Origin of the sequence: Rhodococcus sp. PD04 (assembly GCF_035918275.1) — a bacterium.
GTDB lineage: Bacteria > Actinomycetota > Actinomycetes > Mycobacteriales > Mycobacteriaceae > Rhodococcus > Rhodococcus rhodochrous.
Genome location: NZ_CP142143.1, coordinates 13,827 through 29,003, shown reverse-complemented (window position 1 = coordinate 29,003; position 15,177 = coordinate 13,827). Strand labels below are relative to the sequence as shown.

14 protein-coding genes and 2 tRNA genes are annotated in these 15,177 nt (G+C 68.0%); 4 read left to right on the top strand and 12 right to left on the bottom strand.

What is annotated here, in order from left to right:
* Nucleotides 1-5: 5 nt before the first annotated feature.
* The gene (locus U9J23_RS00130; protein ID WP_059381968.1) at nucleotides 6-1,295 is read right to left on the bottom strand and encodes a lipase family protein; all 1,290 of its coding nucleotides are present in this window, start codon (nucleotides 1,293-1,295) and stop codon (nucleotides 6-8) included.
* A 218-nt stretch (nucleotides 1,296-1,513) separates the two neighbouring features.
* Between U9J23_RS00130 and U9J23_RS00125 the strand changes: the two genes are divergently transcribed.
* On the top strand, nucleotides 1,514-2,617 hold the full coding sequence (locus tag U9J23_RS00125; RefSeq protein WP_059381967.1) for a hypothetical protein: 1,104 nt from the start codon (nucleotides 1,514-1,516) through the stop codon (nucleotides 2,615-2,617).
* Here U9J23_RS00125 and U9J23_RS00120 read toward each other — a convergent pair whose 3' ends face one another.
* From U9J23_RS00120 to U9J23_RS00105, 4 genes are all read right to left on the bottom strand, one after another.
* The gene (locus U9J23_RS00120; RefSeq protein ID WP_059381966.1) at nucleotides 2,618-3,607 is read right to left on the bottom strand and encodes a R2-like ligand-binding oxidase; all 990 of its coding nucleotides are present in this window, start codon (nucleotides 3,605-3,607) and stop codon (nucleotides 2,618-2,620) included. It lies immediately after the preceding gene.
* 45 nt (nucleotides 3,608-3,652) lie between these two features.
* Nucleotides 3,653-4,828 carry a Dyp-type peroxidase gene (locus U9J23_RS00115; protein WP_059381965.1) on the bottom strand — a complete coding sequence of 392 codons (1,176 nt, stop codon included), beginning with the start codon at nucleotides 4,826-4,828 and terminating at the stop codon, nucleotides 3,653-3,655.
* Nucleotides 4,821-5,327: a copper chaperone PCu(A)C gene (locus U9J23_RS00110; protein ID WP_326600847.1), complete on the bottom strand. Its 507-nt coding sequence runs from the start codon at nucleotides 5,325-5,327 to the stop codon at nucleotides 4,821-4,823. The genes U9J23_RS00115 and U9J23_RS00110 overlap by 8 nt, the downstream gene beginning before the upstream one ends.
* Before the next feature lie 74 nt (nucleotides 5,328-5,401).
* Nucleotides 5,402-5,905, bottom strand: coding sequence for a hypothetical protein (locus U9J23_RS00105; protein ID WP_059381964.1), 504 nt, complete (start codon nucleotides 5,903-5,905; stop codon nucleotides 5,402-5,404).
* Between the two features lie 145 nt (nucleotides 5,906-6,050).
* On the opposite strand from U9J23_RS00105, the gene U9J23_RS00100 reads away from it, so the two are divergent.
* From U9J23_RS00100 to U9J23_RS00090, 3 genes are read left to right on the top strand one after another with little or no spacing between them, the layout of a single operon-like run.
* Nucleotides 6,051-7,181, top strand: coding sequence for an ABC transporter permease (locus U9J23_RS00100; protein WP_179161736.1), 1,131 nt, complete (start codon nucleotides 6,051-6,053; stop codon nucleotides 7,179-7,181).
* On the top strand, nucleotides 7,178-7,858 hold the full coding sequence (locus U9J23_RS00095) for an ABC transporter ATP-binding protein (protein WP_059381962.1): 681 nt from the start codon (nucleotides 7,178-7,180) through the stop codon (nucleotides 7,856-7,858). The genes U9J23_RS00100 and U9J23_RS00095 overlap by 4 nt, the downstream gene beginning before the upstream one ends.
* 31 nt (nucleotides 7,859-7,889) lie before the next feature.
* Complete coding sequence (locus tag U9J23_RS00090; RefSeq protein ID WP_059381961.1) at nucleotides 7,890-8,462, top strand: TetR/AcrR family transcriptional regulator; 573 nt, start codon at nucleotides 7,890-7,892, stop codon at nucleotides 8,460-8,462.
* A 36-nt stretch (nucleotides 8,463-8,498) separates the two neighbouring features.
* Here U9J23_RS00090 and U9J23_RS00085 read toward each other — a convergent pair whose 3' ends face one another.
* The 7 genes from U9J23_RS00085 to U9J23_RS00055 form a co-directional block, all read right to left on the bottom strand.
* Complete coding sequence (locus tag U9J23_RS00085) at nucleotides 8,499-8,936, bottom strand: class I SAM-dependent methyltransferase (protein ID WP_059381960.1); 438 nt, start codon at nucleotides 8,934-8,936, stop codon at nucleotides 8,499-8,501.
* Nucleotides 8,937-9,035: 99 nt separating this feature from the next.
* Nucleotides 9,036-9,108 (bottom strand) — tRNA-Ala (locus U9J23_RS00080).
* A gap of 137 nt (nucleotides 9,109-9,245) precedes the next feature.
* Nucleotides 9,246-9,319: transfer RNA gene (locus U9J23_RS00075), tRNA-Ile, on the bottom strand.
* A 75-nt stretch (nucleotides 9,320-9,394) separates the two neighbouring features.
* Nucleotides 9,395-10,663, bottom strand: coding sequence for a DUF3566 domain-containing protein (locus U9J23_RS00070; protein WP_059381959.1), 1,269 nt, complete (start codon nucleotides 10,661-10,663; stop codon nucleotides 9,395-9,397).
* A complete protein-coding gene (gene gyrA, locus U9J23_RS00065) occupies nucleotides 10,664-13,168 on the bottom strand; it encodes a DNA gyrase subunit A (RefSeq protein ID WP_059381958.1) in 2,505 nt (834 codons plus the stop codon). It lies immediately after the preceding gene.
* A 148-nt stretch (nucleotides 13,169-13,316) separates the two neighbouring features.
* The gene (locus U9J23_RS00060; protein ID WP_085468662.1) at nucleotides 13,317-14,117 is read right to left on the bottom strand and encodes an MHYT domain-containing protein; all 801 of its coding nucleotides are present in this window, start codon (nucleotides 14,115-14,117) and stop codon (nucleotides 13,317-13,319) included.
* Nucleotides 14,118-14,283: 166 nt separating this feature from the next.
* Complete coding sequence (locus U9J23_RS00055; RefSeq protein WP_059381988.1) at nucleotides 14,284-15,123, bottom strand: MHYT domain-containing protein; 840 nt, start codon at nucleotides 15,121-15,123, stop codon at nucleotides 14,284-14,286.
* Nucleotides 15,124-15,177 lie beyond the last annotated feature (54 nt).

The following is a 15,177-nucleotide window of genomic DNA, read 5'->3' as shown; positions in this document are numbered from 1 at the left end:
GAGCGTCAGAAGGCTCCGCAGTTCGACGGTGCGGGCTCACCGCGCAGTCGCGCTTCGATGTACGAGACGGACTCGGGCAGTCCGCCGATCATCGGCACCGCATGGTTGATGATGAAGCCGGGCAGGATCGGCGGGGTCGTGTTGGGCAGGAACTGCACCGTCGCGCCCTTGTCGCACCAGTCCAGCGCCAGCTGACGGCCCTGACCGTAAGGGACGGTGTCGTCCTGCGTGCCGTGCTGGAGCAGGACGGGCACGGCCGGGGTGCGGTTGCCGATGCGCTGCTCCGCGAGGATCTTCTGGACCTGGGGAAGGCGCTCGAGCACGACGTCGAGGGGCTCACCCGTGCGGGTGTAGTCGCCGGTGCGCTGGAACGCGAAGTTCGCGATCGTCTCCGGGACGCACTGGTTCGCCACCGCGGCGAGCATCTCGCGACCGTGATCGCTGACCTCGGCGTCGATCTCGTCGCGGATCTCCGGGTAGGCGTCGGCCAGGCCGTTGATCGTGTATCCGATGGCACCGGTGAGCAGTGTGCCGTCGATCTGCTTCAGCGTGGCCACCAGGTCGGCGGGCGGAGCACCCACGTAGGCGCCGACGAGGTTCAGTTCGGGGGCGTACTCGGGTGCGAGCTCGGCCGCAGCGCCCGACGCGCCGCCGCCCTGCGAGTAACCGAACAGGCCGACCGGGCTGTTCTCCGTCACCGACGCGTTCTCGAGCTTCAGCGCCGCACGCACCGAGTCGAGGACAGCGTGGGCCTCGGCGGCGCGGTTCACGTAGGTGTGGTGCCCCGGCGTACCGAGACCGTCGTAGTCGGTGACGACCACGGCGATGCCGCGCAGCAGTAGCGCGTTGATCGACAGCACCTCGTACTCGGTGAAGAAGTCGAGGGGCGGGTTGTAGTTCACGAGCGCCCCGAGGTTGCGGGACGGCGCGCACTGGTCACCCTGACCGTGGGTGCCGATGGCCAGTGCGACGAGCGGCCGGTCGCCGGGACCGTCCCACGGCGTCGACGGTTCGATGTAGGTGCCGCTCACCGCGTTGGGCGCACCCTTGGCGTCGTTGCTGCGGTACAGCAGTTTGGTGCCCTGACCGGGGAAGACACCGTCGGCGACGGGTGCGCGCAACGCCAGATCGGACGGTGCCGTGCGCAGGACGTCGCCGGGAGCACTCGTCGGCAGCGGATCCGGCGGGAGATAGAAGTCCGTCTCGGCTCCCGCTGTCGTCGCGGTTCCGAGAAGTCCACCCGCGAGGACCGTCGTGGTCACCGCCGCGGCCATCCACTTCCGAGCACGCCCCATTGTGTTGTTCCTCCACCTGGATCCACCGGAGCCGTGTGTCCCTCGTCACGGCGGTACGGACTGTAACACGTACTTACCGGAAAGTAAGGTCGGCACTTCCCACCCTGTCTGCCACAATCGTTCTTCGCGCCCGAAGCGGTGCATTTGTCCGGCGCACCCGGAGCGAGTCGGGTCTCGCCGGCAAGACGGACGAGCAGCCTCTCGAGGGAAGGGAAGACATGGCAATCGGTGTCGGCCTCCGGATCGGGCGAGTCGTGTCCACGGCGGTCATCGCGTCCAACGAACCCGGCACTCCCGACCCTGTCGTCCTCGCCCGCGACTCCGTCCTGCACGTCGACCACGACGGCAACACGTCACTCGGCAGCGTGGCGCACGGCGACGAAGCGCGCACGATCGCGGGCTTCCTCACGCGGGTCGGCGACGCATCGGGCATCACCGCGAGCGACGGTCGCATGTACCGCGCCGAGGACGCGATGGCCACCGCCATCCACTGCCTGCTGCGGGAGTGCCACCCGCTGCCCACCTTCGGCGGCATGGACCGCGACAGCGACCCCGGCTACGCCGCGACCTACCCGTCGCACTGGGATCCGGACACCATCGCGACCTTGCGCGCGGCCCTGGACTATGCGGATCTGCGACACGTCGACCTCGTGTCCGACGCGCAGGCGGCCGCCGCCTGGTACGCCTCCGAGATATCCGAGACCCCGGGCCAGCTCGTCGGGGTCTTCCACCTCGACGACGGCGGCTCGACCGTCACCCTCGTGCGTTCGGGCGTGCCCGCCGGCAAGGCCTACCGCACTCCCGCCCAGGGCGCTCCGTCCCCGGCAGCCCAACTCGCCACGGCCCTCGGATCGTTCGGCTGGATTCCGGACAATCTCGAGGCGGTCGTCGTCATGGGCGACGGTCTCGTCGCACGCGACCGCACCCATATCCAGGGGATCGCGAACAGCCTCGCCACGAAGCTCACGGTGCGCAGTCTCGTCGGCCCGGGACCGGAACAGACCGCGGCGCTCGGCGCGGCGATCCTCGCGGCCGGATTCACCCCGGCACGCGAGACCAACAAGACCAGGATCGGACTGCCACCCTCCTACGACGAAACCGACGTTCTCACCGGTGGTCTCGCGCGACTGCGCGAACTCGAGCGGCGCATCGACGCCGAGAACCTCGTGGGCGCGCGCAACGCCGCGGAGGAGTCCGCGCCCGTGCCCGTTCTCACCGCCGACACCGAGGAGGAGACCGGCGGCGGCAACACGAGAACGGTGGCCATCGCAGCCGTTGCCGTTCTCGTGTTGATCGCGCTCGTCGTGGGCGTGCTGCTCTGACTACTCCCCCGCTCGCTCCGCCGGGATGCGATCGGGAGTGGGCACTGCGGCGAGAGCGGCAGCGTCCTCGTCGCCGAAACGGTCCTCGAGCACCGCGGGAGCAAAATCGAGATCGATCTCCTCGAGGGGACGCCCGCGCGCGGATTCGATTGCGCCGAGCCGTCTCTGGGCCCGGTCCGCCGCGTAGGAGATGAACTCGTCGTTGTCGAGGCCGTAGGGCTGTTCGTCGAACTGCTCGTTCTGCCACTGGATCATGCCGGTCGCGAGGGGAATCAGTTCCTCCATCCGCTGCAGCACGACGTTCCAGTTCGAATCGTCCGCTGCCACATGCCGTCTGCAGGTGAACGTGCCCCAGGCCATGTGTCGGCGCTCGTCGGAGCCGATCCGCCGGATGATCTCCTGCATGCCCGGAAGGATCCCGAACTTCGTGCACACCTTCTGCCACGCGTAGTACCCGGTCAGCGCGAGACTGCCCTCGATGACGTGGTTGTAGGTGACGCTCGCGCGGACCTGGTTGGCCGGCGACGGATCGCTCTCGAGGACGCGGAGGCTGTGCGGTAGTTCCTCGTAGAACAGCTTCCGGTAGTAGGGATTCTCGGCGACGAAGGGATGCAGGTCGGACGTGAGTCCCACGGTGTCCATCCAGCGACGGAACACCTGGACGTGCTTGGCCTCCTCGTAGCAGAACTGCGTCAGGTACATCTCGTCGCCCAGTCGCCCTTCCGCCTCCATCGCGCGGAGGAACGGGAGGATGTCCTGGGTGACGGCCTCCTCACCCGCGACGAACAACGCGACCAGATAGGTCGAACTGCGGCGCTGCTCGGAGTTGAGCGAGGCCCAGTCGTCGGCGTCGTGGGAGAAGTCGATGTCCATCGGGTCCCAATGTGCTGCGTTGCCCTTCGCGAAGAGACGCAGCGGGAAGGCGTCCCAGTTCAGACCGCCTTCCCGCAACGACGCGAAGCCTTGACGTATCTGTGTAATCTCGGTCACACAATCGAGGCTAGACCTCGATTCCACATCCGTCGCGGACTTGTCTCAGACACCCAGCAGGACGTCGCCGGGATACCCGTCGGGACCGAAGCCCGGCGGAAGGAGGAAGACGGCCGACCCGATCGGGGTGATCCACGGATTCAGCGCGTCGTGCTCGGCGAGGCGCTGCTGCACCGGGACGAACTGACGCTCCACGTCCACCTGGTAGGCGGCGAACAGCAGCCCGACGCCGTCCTGGTCGTCGTAGTTGTACCCCCGTCGCAGGAACTGCTCGTCGCCGGTGCGGGGACGTGCCCGCGCGACGTGCGATTCCGGTGGGATCACCGGGATGCCGAACCGGTCGGTGGCCTCGAAATCGGCGTCGTCGTATTCCTCCGAACCCGTCAGGGGAGCACCGTTCGACAGTCGCCGGCCGACCGCGAGCTCGCGAGCCGGACGGTCCAGCTCGTCCCACGTGTCGAGTTCCATGCGGATCCGGCGCAGCACCAGCGAGGTACCGCCGGCCATCCACGGCGGGTCGCCCGGATTCCACACCTGCCGGTCGAAGTCCGGGCTGTGCGGGACGGGATTGACGGTGCCGTCGACCTGACCCATGAGGTTGCGCATCGTCGTCCCGTCGGGCCGCGTGCCGGCCGCACGCCGGAATCCGCGCTGGATCCAGCGGACCGTCGCCAGCGAGCGCACACTCCTGGTGAGTGTGCGCACCGCGTGCGAGACGGTCACCGGGTCGTCGGCGCAGACCTGCAACAGCAGGTCGCCGCCCGACCATCGTTCCTCGAGCCGGTCGATCGGGAAGGCCGGCAGCGGCTTCAGCCACGCCGGTCGCAGATCGGTCAGACCAGCGGCGTCGAAGACCGCGGGACCGTAGCCGACGGTGACCGTCAGCCGGGCCGGGTCGACGGCGAGTTCGGGTTCGGTGTCGCCCAGCGCGGGCATGCCGGTGGTGAGGCGCCGGGCGTCCTCGGCCCACACCCGCATGATCCCGACGAGCCCGTCACGATCGATACCGTCGGCGAGGTCCAGTGCCACGAACGACGCGAACGACTGCGCGGAGGTGTCGATACCGGCCTGATGAGCGCCGTGGATCTCCACGGTCCGCGCGCCGATCGGTTCGGGGATGCGGGACGCGACCGCCGTCCCGCCACCGACCGCGCCGAGTCCCGCGGCACCCAGTGCGGCGACACCGCCACCGAGCAGAGCGCGTCGGGTGAACCTAGCCATCGTGCGCCGCTCCGTCGGCCGGCACGTATTCCTCCTGCGCTCCGGCGAAGTCGCGGACCTGGGCGGTGAACTCCTCGGTGGAACCGTCCGCGAACTCGAGCGTGAAGCTCACCGTGCTGCCGGGCCTCAGGGGTTCGGCGAGGTCCATGAGCATGAGGTGATCACCGCCGGGAGCGAGGGTGTGGGTGGTCCCGGCAGGAACGACGAGCCCGTCGCCCATCTCCTGCATGACCATCGAGGTGCCCTCCGCAGACACCATTTCGTGCAGTTCGGTGGAGGCGGACGAGGGGCTGGACGCGCCCACGATGTGCACGTCGTCGCTTCCGGTGTTCTCGATCTCGGCGAAGGCTCCGGTCATCCCGGTGTCGGAGGCCTTCACCCAGGCATCGGCGACGACGACGGCATCCGCCGAGGTCGTGGTGGTCTCGGATCCGCAGGCGGTCGCGAACAGTGCGGTGACGACGGCGACGCTCGCGGTGCAGAGCAGGGTCTTCTTCATGATTCTCCGTGGATCGGTGGCGGCATACGGGCACGCCGAACGAACGGTCGTCGGGAGACGACCGAATGAGGGATCTAACGGAGAACTGCGGGTGGCCCGCGACTTCCCACCCCACCGACGAGCAGGACCCCCGGGCCCACGCGGGGCCGGTGGGCGATGCGGGTGGGCTCCACGACGGCCACGGGCAGCGCGCGGAACAGCTCGGGGACCATCCGGTGCAGGGCCGCGAGCGCCACCTCGCAGCCCTTCTCGGCGCCGCGCAGGAGCAGAGCCGCCACGGCGACCGCGGCGACGTGGGCGACGAGCATCCCGGCTGTCGGGGTGTGCAGATGGCCGTCGTGCAGTCCGAGCACGAGGTGCCCTGTCACCTGAGCGAGGACGAGGAGCAGCGGCACCGGAAGGCGGGTCTCCGCGGCGAGCAGACCGGAGGCGACAGCCGAACCGGCGAGGAGCACCAGCACGTCCTGATGCGGCACGGCGCCGCCCGCGACTGCGTGCGCGGCGGTGCTCAGGGTGACCGAGATTGCGCCCACGAAGACCGCGCGCATGCGCCTCACGGTCTCCACGTCGACGGCCATGGGGTCAGAATACTTCCCTCACCTGCAATTACTACCTAATGTAGTAACCGTCACGTAAAGATGCCGACAGCATGTCGGTAAGATATCGACGTGCCGTCGAGAAGATCGGGGGTACCTGTCCGGTCCAGCCCACGAAGGACTCCACATGTTTCTTGCCATGCGCGAACTATGGTTTGCGCGCACCCGCTTTCTGTTGATGGGCGCGGTCGTCGCGCTCATCTCGATCCTCATGGTCATCCTGTCCGGCCTGTCGTCCGGTCTCGTCGTCGACGGTGTCTCCGCCCTGCAGCGCACACCGGTCCAGGCGTTCGCCTTCGCCGAGGGGACCAAGACCGACTCCGCGTTCTCCCGATCCGTGGTCACGGAGGACCAGGCCGACGCCTGGCGTGCCCGCCCGGACGTCGCCCGGGCCGAACTGTTCGGCAACACCATCGTCAACGCGAAGACCGACGGTGGAACCCCCGTCGACCTCACCCTCTTCGGCATCCGGCCGGGCTCGTTCCTCGAACCCTCGGTCGCCGAGGGGACACCGATCGGCGGTGACACCGACGTCGTCCTCAGCGACAGCGCCCGCGCCACCGGTGTCGAACTCGGCGACACCATCGTCGTCGACCGTCTCGGTACCCGGCTGAACGTCGTCGGATTCACCTCCGACAAGCGCACCTTCGGACACGTCGACGTCGCCTACCTGCCCCTGAACACCTGGCAGGAGATCCACGCCGGCGTCCGGCTCGGTGAGCAGGTCCCCCCGAGCGCGTACACCGAAGCCAGCGTGGTCGCGATCGAGGGCGTCGACGGAGCACTGCCCGACCTCGCCGCCGGCGACGCAGAGGCCGGTACGGCCGCGAAGACCCTCGAGGAATCGTTCGACGCCTCCCCCGGCTACAGCGCCGAGATGATGACGATGTCGATGATCATCGCGTTCCTCTACGCGATCTCCGCCCTCGTCGTCGGAGCGTTCTTCACGATCTGGACGGTGCAGCGCAGCCGTGAGATCGCCGTGCTCCGCGCGATGGGCGCCTCCACCGGCTTCCTCCTGCGCGACTCGCTCCTGCAGGCTGTGATCGTGCTCGTCGGCTCCGTGGCCGTCGGCGTGCTCATCGGCCTCGGTCTCGGATCGGGCCTCGAAGGCAGCGGTATGCCGTTCGTCCTCGAGACCGGGCCGATCGTGCAGGGCGCCGTCCTGCTCGTCGTCCTCGGCCTCGTCGGCGCCGCGCTCGCCGTGGCCCGCATCGTCCGCGTCGACCCGCTCGCAGCACTGGGAGAGAACCGATGACCGTCACCACCACCACAGGTCTGAGCCTGGCCGACGTCTGCCTGTCCTTCGGCGACGGTGACAGCACGGTCCACGCCCTCGACCACGTCGATCTGGACGTCGCCCCCGGTGAACTCGTCGCGATCGTCGGCCCGTCCGGCGCCGGCAAGTCGAGCCTGCTGGCGGTCGCGGGCGGCCTGAGCCGACCCACCTCCGGCGCCGTGAAGGTCGACGGGATCGAACTGACCGAACTCGACCGGAAGGCCACCACGAAGCTGCGGCGCGAACGCATCGGTTTCGTGTTCCAGTCCGGCAACCTCCTCCCTGCCCTCACGGCGCGTGATCAACTGCTCCTCGTCGAGAAGATCACCGGACGGCCCGGGCGGAATCCCGCCGAACTGCTCGCCTCGGTGGGCATGGAGCACCGCGCCGACCGTCGGCCGGGTCAGCTCTCGGGTGGTGAGCGTCAGCGGGTCGGCATCGCCCGTGCCCTGATGGCCGAACCGTCGCTGCTGCTCGTCGACGAACCCACCGCGGCGCTGGATCGCAAACGCAGCCACGAGGTCGTCGAACTGCTGGCACGCGAAACCCACACCAGTGGGGTGGCTACGATCATGGTCACCCACGACCACGAAGTCCTGCGGCACTGCGACCGCGTATTGGAAATGGTCGACGGAAGACTTCGACCACACGACTGAGAAGTCGACAGCTGAACGAGGAGGGCCGGCGGTGCCGAAGATTTCCGCAGCGACGGTCGCGGAGCATCGCGCCGCGCAGCGCCGTGCCCTCCTCGACGCAGCACTCGAACTCCTCGCCGAGACGCCGGAACAGGCGCCTTCTCTCGGCGACGTAGCCCGCCGTGCCGGTCTGGCACGGTCGAGCGTCTACAACTATTTCGATTCCCGCGACGACCTGCTGCACGCAGTCGTCGTCGATCTGTTCCCCCGCTGGAACAAACGCGTGGTCGAGGCGATGGACGAGGTCTCCGATCCGACCGAGCGGGTGCTGATGTACATCGACGTCAATCTGCAACTGGTCGCCGAGGGGGAACACGCGATCGTCGGTGCTCTCGCCACCTTCACACCGCAGGCGTTCAGCGACGAGAGCATGCACGCGATGCACCAGGATCTGGTCCTCCCACTTCTCGAGGCGCTGCGCGCCCGGGGAGTCGCAGACCCCGAACTCGACGCCGAACTCGTCACAGCTCTCGTGCACAAGGGCACGGAACTGATCGAATCCGGCCGCGGGCTCGACGAGGTGCGCACCTCGATCCGCAGGGTCCTCACCACCGCGCTGTCCTGATGTTTCACGTGAAACGGACCGTCGATTCGGGACCGTTCACGATCGCCTCGGAATCGGAAGCTCCCTGAGCGGGTCACCACCGTCGACGAACAGGCGCGCCTGCGGCCGTGTCGCCACCGCAATCCGCCTCAGAGCGGCCCTGCCGGCTTCGGGATGCCGACCATCGAGTGCACCCACCCTGATCGCGAAGACGAGGTCGAACAGCTCCTCGTCCTCCTCCACGACGAAGTCCTCGACGGCCACGCAGCGCGCACTCAGCCGTCCCGACGCGATGAGGTCGCCCGACGAGACGATCAGTCGATCGATCGCCGCCCGGGAGCGGTCGATGGCGAGGATGTGCCCGGTGGTCAGCCGTTCGGCGACGGCTCGCGCTGCAGCACCGGGACCGCACCCGATCTCCAGCACCCGCAGGTGCGGCTCCAGCGGCAGCGCGGCGACGATTCCGGCGAGTCGTGGAGAGAGGCGGGCGGTCACCCTTCGAGTGTGGAATGTGGGCACACAGTGTGGTGCAGCAACAGAGAAAGGGCGCTTCCGAAGGATCGGAAACGCCCTCTAACCGTATTCATGTGATTGTGGAGCCTAGGAGATTCGAACTCCTGACATCTGCCTTGCAAAGGCAGCGCTCTACCAACTGAGCTAAGGCCCCGTCCGCCGCATCAGCGGCTGGGAACCGCGTGCCATTCGTCTTCGCTCCGAAGCATGCGAGCGATTCCGAGAACGATCAGAATCCCGGTTCCCACAAGCGCGAGAACCCTCATTCCGATCATCCTTCCGGCACGGGAGTGGGCCTAGGAGGACTTGAACCTCCGACCTCTTCGTTATCAGCGAAGCGCTCTAACCGCCTGAGCTATAGGCCCTCGAACCGAGATGGAACACTACCCCACCGGGGCCGCCGGAAACAAATCGCCTCGGCGGGGCAGTGTTCCTGCAGGTCAATCCGGGTCTGCGAGGGTGGCCTGGACACCGCCCACGAGATCGGTGCAGAGGTTGTAGATGAACGCACCGAGGGTCGCGAGAGCCGTCAGCAACACCGTGTTGGCGATGCCGATGATCGTCGCGTAGCCGAACACCTGGCCGGCCGAGACGAGCGCACCGCTACCGGCGTCGGAGACGATGTCGGTGAACGCACTGTTGAGGCGTTCCCACACCCCCATGCCGGCCAGCACGCCGTAGAGCAGGCCGACCGCGATCATCCACACGAAGAACAGCGACACCGAGATCACCGACGAGATCTTCAACATCGACCAGGGGTCGATGCGGCGGATCTGCACGGTGGCCCGCAGCGGTCCGGCAGCGGGGCTCGCCGTGGGAACGGCGGTGGTGCTGGGAGCACTCACCTGCGGGGTCTCCCCCGTGCTCGGCGAGCCGGGCGACGGATGCTTCACCGCGGACAGATCCGGCAGATCCTTGGCGAGATCCTTGCGCTCGATGTGCCGCGTCGGGCCGTCGATGACCGCGGACTTCGCCTTCGCCGCAGCAGCCCGGTCGCCCGCTCCGCGCGCGGAGTCTCCGCCACCGGCCGGGCGAGCTCCTCCGGCGGCCTTGGGAGCCGCTGTGCCGGTCACGACGGGACGCGTCGACGGCGCCGGGCCTCCGGTCTCGGAACCCTTGGCCGAGGCCGCAGCGGGACGCTGAGGCGTGCCCCCCTGCTTCGACAGACCCGGACCCACACCCGGAACGTTCGTCTGCGGAGCGTTCTGCGGAGAGCCCGACTGCGCCGACGCCGCTCCCCGCTGCCAGGGAGGGGTCGGGCCGCCGGAGCGGGGCATCTGAGCGGTGCGCTGCTGTCCGGTGGCCGGCTGATCGGCCGCAGCCGACCGTCCGTTCCCACCGTCGGCCGAGGCACCGCCGGACTTCGGAGCGTCGCCCCGAGCAGGCTTGTCCTGCGCCGCCTTCGCCGTCGGCTCGGCGGCCTTCTGCCCGGCTGCCGGCGTCCGGTCGGCCGAACCCTGCGCGGGTGCCGGATCCGCTGCAGCTCCCGCCGCGGGAGCGGACGAGCCCTGCGCCGGTGTCCCAGGAGCCTGCGAAGGCTGTGTCGGGGACGACTGCGACGGCCGGTTCTCCGGCGCCGGTTTCTGCTCCGAGGCCGGGCCCTGCTGCGTGCCCTTGTTCTCGGGCTTCACCTCGTTCTCTGTACGGTCCTCCGGCTTCCGACCGGGTTGCCCGCGATCGGCCCCGTTCGGTCCCTGGGGAGTGCTCACTTACGACTCCTTAGCTCCGGCTGCGTCGGCTTCGTCCGGCTCGTCGGCGTTGCGCGCGATCGCGAGCAATGTATCGCCCTCGGCCAGGTTCATGAGCCGCACGCCCTTGGTCTGACGGCCTGCCTTGCGCACCTGCTTCGCCGCAGTGCGGATGACACCGCCGCTCGAGGTGATGGCGTACAACTCGTCGTCGTCCTCGACGATGCGCGCCCCGACCAGGTTGCCACGCTTGCGGTCGTACTGGATGGTCAGAACACCCTTACCGCCGCGGCCCTGGACCGGGTAGTCCTCCATCGGGGTGCGCTTGGCGTAACCACCCGAGGTAGCGACCAGCAGGTAGGTGCCCTCCTTGACGACGTTGAGCGAGAGCAGCTTGTCCTCGCCGTTGAACCGCATGCCCTGCACACCGGAGGTCGCGCGGCCCATCGGACGCAGCGCCTCGTCGGTGGCCGAGAAGCGGATCGACTGGCCCTGCTGCGAGACGAGGAGCAGATCGTCCTCGGCGGAGCACAGCACCGCGCCGACGAGCTCGTCGTCGCCACGCAGGTTGATCGCGACGATGCCGCCCGAACGGTTGGAGTCGAAGTCCGACAGGCGCGACTTCTTGACCAGGCCGTTGCGGGTCGCGAGCACCAGATACGGCGCATCCTCGTAGGTCTTGAGGCGGATGACGCCCTGGATGCGCTCGTCGGGCTGGAAGGCCAGCAGGTTCGCGACGTGCTGACCGCGGGCCGTGCGGTTCGCCTCGGGCAGCTCGTACGCCTTCGCGCGGTAGACGCGGCCCTTCGTGGTGAAGAACAGCAGCCAGTCGTGCGTGGACGTCACGAAGAAGTGCTTGACGATGTCGTCCTGCTTGAGCTCGGCACCCTTGACGCCCTTGCCGCCGCGCTTCTGCGAGCGGTACAGGTCGGTACGCGTGCGCTTGGCGTAGCCGGTCTCGGTGATCGTGACGACGACGTCCTCGCGTGCGATGAGGTCCTCGTCGTTGACGTCGCCGTCGGCCGCGACGATCCGCGTACGACGCTCGTCGCCGTACTTGTCGACGATCTCCTTCAGCTCGTCGCGGACGATGGCACGCTGCCGCTCGGGGCGGGCCAGGATGTCCTTGTAGTCCTCGATCTCGCGCTCGATCTCGGCGAGGTCGTCGACGATCTTCTGCCGTTCGAGAGCGGCGAGGCGACGCAGCTGCATCGCCAGGATCGCGTCGGCCTGGATCTCGTCGACCGTGAGCAGCTCGATCAGGCCGGCACGCGCGATGTCGACGGTCTGCGACGCGCGGATGAGCGCGATGACCTCGTCGAGCGCGTCGAGGGCCTTGACCAGGCCGCGCAGGATGTGGGCGCGTTCCTCGGCCTTGCGCAGCAGGTACCGCGTACGCCGGACGATGACCTCGATCTGGTGGTTGACGTACAACCGGATCATCTGGTCGAGGCGCAGCGTGCGCGGCACCCCGTCGACGATCGACAGCATGTTGCAGCCGAAACTCGTCTGCAGCTGCGTGTGCTTGTAGAGGTTGTTGAGAACCACCTTGGCCACCGCGTCGCGGCGGACGGTGACGACGATGCGCATGCCGACGCGGTCGGACGACTCGTCGTGGATGTCGGAGATGCCCGCGATCTTGCCGTCGCGGACCTGCTCGGCGATCGACGTGATGAGGTTGTCCGGGTTGACCATGTAGGGCAGCTCGGTGATGACGATGCTGGTGCGGCCCTTGGCATCCTCTTCGATCTCCACGACACCGCGCATCTTCACCGATCCGCGACCGGTGGTGTAGGCATCGTGGATGCCCTGCGATCCGGTGATCAGGCCGGAGGTCGGGAAGTCCGGTCCCTTGATCCGCTCCATCACGGCGGCGAGGGTGGTCTCCTCGTCGGCCTCGAAGTTCTCGAGCGCCCAGTAGATGGCCTCCGCCACCTCGCCGAGATTGTGCGGCGGGATGTTGGTGGCCATACCGACCGCGATACCGCCCGAACCGTTGATCAACAGGTTGGGGATACGGCTGGGGAGAACCGTCGGCTCCTGCGTGCGGCCGTCGTAGTTCGGCTGGAAATCGACCGTCTCGTGGTCGATCTCCCGCAGCATCTCCATCGCGAGCGGCGTGAGCCGGCACTCGGTGTACCGCATGGCGGCGGCGCCGTCGTTGCCGCGGGAACCGAAGTTGCCCTGGCCGTCGACGAGCGGATAGCGCATCGACCACGGCTGTGCCAGACGCACGAGCGTGTCGTAGATCGACGCGTCGCCGTGCGGGTGGTAGTTGCCCATGGTCTCGGCGACCGCGCGCGCCGACTTCACGTACCCGCGGTCGGGGCGGAAGCCGTTGTCGAACATCGCGTAGAGCACGCGACGGTGCACCGGTTTGAGACCGTCACGCACGTCGGGCAGAGCACGGCCCACGATCACGCTCATCGCGTAATCGATGTAGCTGCTCTGCATCTCCTGCTGGATGTCGACGGGCTCGATGCGGTCGTGCCCCGGCCCCTCCGGAGGCAACGTGGTGTCGGTCATGAGCTCCTTCTTCTACTCGGCTCGCACGCCCGGCTCCGGCCTTCGGCCCGACGGACGTCTCGCAACCACACGAGTCTATAGGTGCAGGTCAGCCGATGCCGAGAAGGACAGGCACTTCACAGCCCGAGATCTGTCCGGAACCGAGCTCTCACATGTGGGATCCGGTGACCGGGTCGCGGTCGACCTGCCGTTCCACCCCCGATGCCCACTGCTCGAGCCGGGCGTCGCGCACGGCGTCCTCCGGGTCGGAGGCGAGTAGCAACGCGGTGATCGGCACGGCCAGGACGATGATGCCGAGGACGAACGCCGGGAACAGCAACGACATCACGGTCATGCCTTCCGGGGCGGGCATGCTCGGATCAAGGGTGACCCGCACGCCGGCCATGCCGGTGTAGTGCAGCGCCACGACCGCGCATCCCATGACGAAGGCCGCGACGACGCGGATCTCGAGACGACGCGCGCGGCGGGCCAGCGCGAGTGCGGCCGTGGAGGCGACGACACCGATGATCACCGAGGCGATCACGTACCCCGTCTCGTGTTCGATCGTGCCCCGGATGCGGATGGCGTACATGCCGCTGTAGTGCATCATGCTGACGGCGGCGCCCATCAGCAGCCCGCCGACGAGCAACCGCACCGATTCGGGAATGCGGTGCTTGCTGACATCGTGTACGTCGGCTATCCGCAGGCCCACGAGAGTCGCGACGACGGCGAGTACGACGGAGAAGACCGTCGGTGCCAGTTCGTACCGGATGGTCGTCCCCGGCACGGAGAAGCCCATCATGCCGATGAAGTGCATGAGCCAGATGCCCACACCGCCGATGGACAACGACGCCATGAGGAGCCACCAGTTGCCGCTGCGCCGCGGTTCTTCGAGCGACCGCCGGACGCACGACAATCCGACGAAGGAGCCCATCACGGCGGTGGTGTAGGAGAGGAAGAATACCCACATCCCCATGGAGAAATGGTGTACGTCGTGCGACACGTGAGGTCCTCGTAGCGGCGCGCTATCACCACCGCGCTCGGTGGGCGCGCGCCACGACCTACCCGATGCGAGCTGCACCCCGATTTTCCAGCAGCGTAAGAGACCTTATCGCACTGTGGGCGTTCACATCACATCACCGTTTCACATGTCGCCCGTGAGGACGGGAGGCCGTCTCGGCTCCGCCCCCGCCGAACCAGGTCGCCACCTCCCGCTCCTGCTCGAGGTCCTGGGTGCTCGCCGATGCCATCAGGGCCACGACCGGCACCGCGAGCAACGTGACACCGATGATGAAACCGGGAAACAGCAGGGTCATGATGGTCATCCCCTCCGGATGCGGAGCGGACGGATCGACGGTCACCGCGATCCCGGCCATGCCCGTGTAGTGCAGTGCCACCACGGCGCATCCCATGACGGCGGCGGCCGGGATCCGTACAGCGGGCCGTTCCGCGACCCGCGACAGCCACAACGCGACGATCGACGCGACGACACCGATCGCCACGGACGCCGTGACGTACGACCTCCCCTGCTCGAGTTCGCCCTGGATCCGCACCGCGGCCATGCCGCTGTAGTGCATGCCGGCGACGGCGAACCCCATGATCACGCCACCGACGAGGAGTCGGATATCCGACGGCAACGCGCGGATCCACTGCGCGTCGGTGTCGAGGATCCGCAATCCGAACAGGGTGGCCGCCACGGCGAGTGCGACGGACAGCAGCGTCAGCCCGAGGTCGTAACGGATGGTCGAGCCGGGTACGTCGAAGCCCATCATGCCGATGAAGTGCATCAACCAGATTCCGACGCCGCCGATGGACAGCGCCGCCATGAGTGTCCATCGGGTCCTGGCGACCGACGTCCACGCGTTCGCAGCCTTGCGCGCGCAGGACAGCCCGGCATAGCACCCGACCGCGGACGTGATGTAGGCGAGAGCGAAAAGCCAACCGCCCATGGAGAAATGGTGAACCTCGTGCGACATGTTGCCCCCCAGGAAGCGGCACGCACGGCGTATCGGGCCGTGTCGTGCCGAGTA

Excerpts from the sequence above, each read along its gene's own strand:
- U9J23_RS00115 (WP_059381965.1), bottom strand. The coding sequence starts at position 4,828 with ATGGCTAGGTTCACCCGACGCGCTCTGCTCGGTGGCGGTGTCGCCGCA.
- U9J23_RS00100 (WP_179161736.1), top strand. The coding sequence starts at position 6,051 with ATGTTTCTTGCCATGCGCGAACTATGGTTTGCGCGCACCCGCTTTCTG.
- U9J23_RS00055 (WP_059381988.1), bottom strand. The coding sequence starts at position 15,123 with ATGTCGCACGAGGTTCACCATTTCTCCATGGGCGGTTGGCTTTTCGCT.
- U9J23_RS00060 (WP_085468662.1), bottom strand. The coding sequence starts at position 14,117 with ATGTGGGTATTCTTCCTCTCCTACACCACCGCCGTGATGGGCTCCTTC.
- U9J23_RS00105 (WP_059381964.1), bottom strand. The coding sequence starts at position 5,905 with ATGGCCGTCGACGTGGAGACCGTGAGGCGCATGCGCGCGGTCTTCGTG.
- gyrA (WP_059381958.1), bottom strand. The coding sequence starts at position 13,168 with ATGACCGACACCACGTTGCCTCCGGAGGGGCCGGGGCACGACCGCATC.
- U9J23_RS00095 (WP_059381962.1), top strand. The coding sequence starts at position 7,178 with ATGACCGTCACCACCACCACAGGTCTGAGCCTGGCCGACGTCTGCCTG.
- U9J23_RS00130 (WP_059381968.1), bottom strand. The coding sequence starts at position 1,295 with ATGGGGCGTGCTCGGAAGTGGATGGCCGCGGCGGTGACCACGACGGTC.
- U9J23_RS00125 (WP_059381967.1), top strand. The coding sequence starts at position 1,514 with ATGGCAATCGGTGTCGGCCTCCGGATCGGGCGAGTCGTGTCCACGGCG.
- U9J23_RS00110 (WP_326600847.1), bottom strand. The coding sequence starts at position 5,327 with ATGAAGAAGACCCTGCTCTGCACCGCGAGCGTCGCCGTCGTCACCGCA.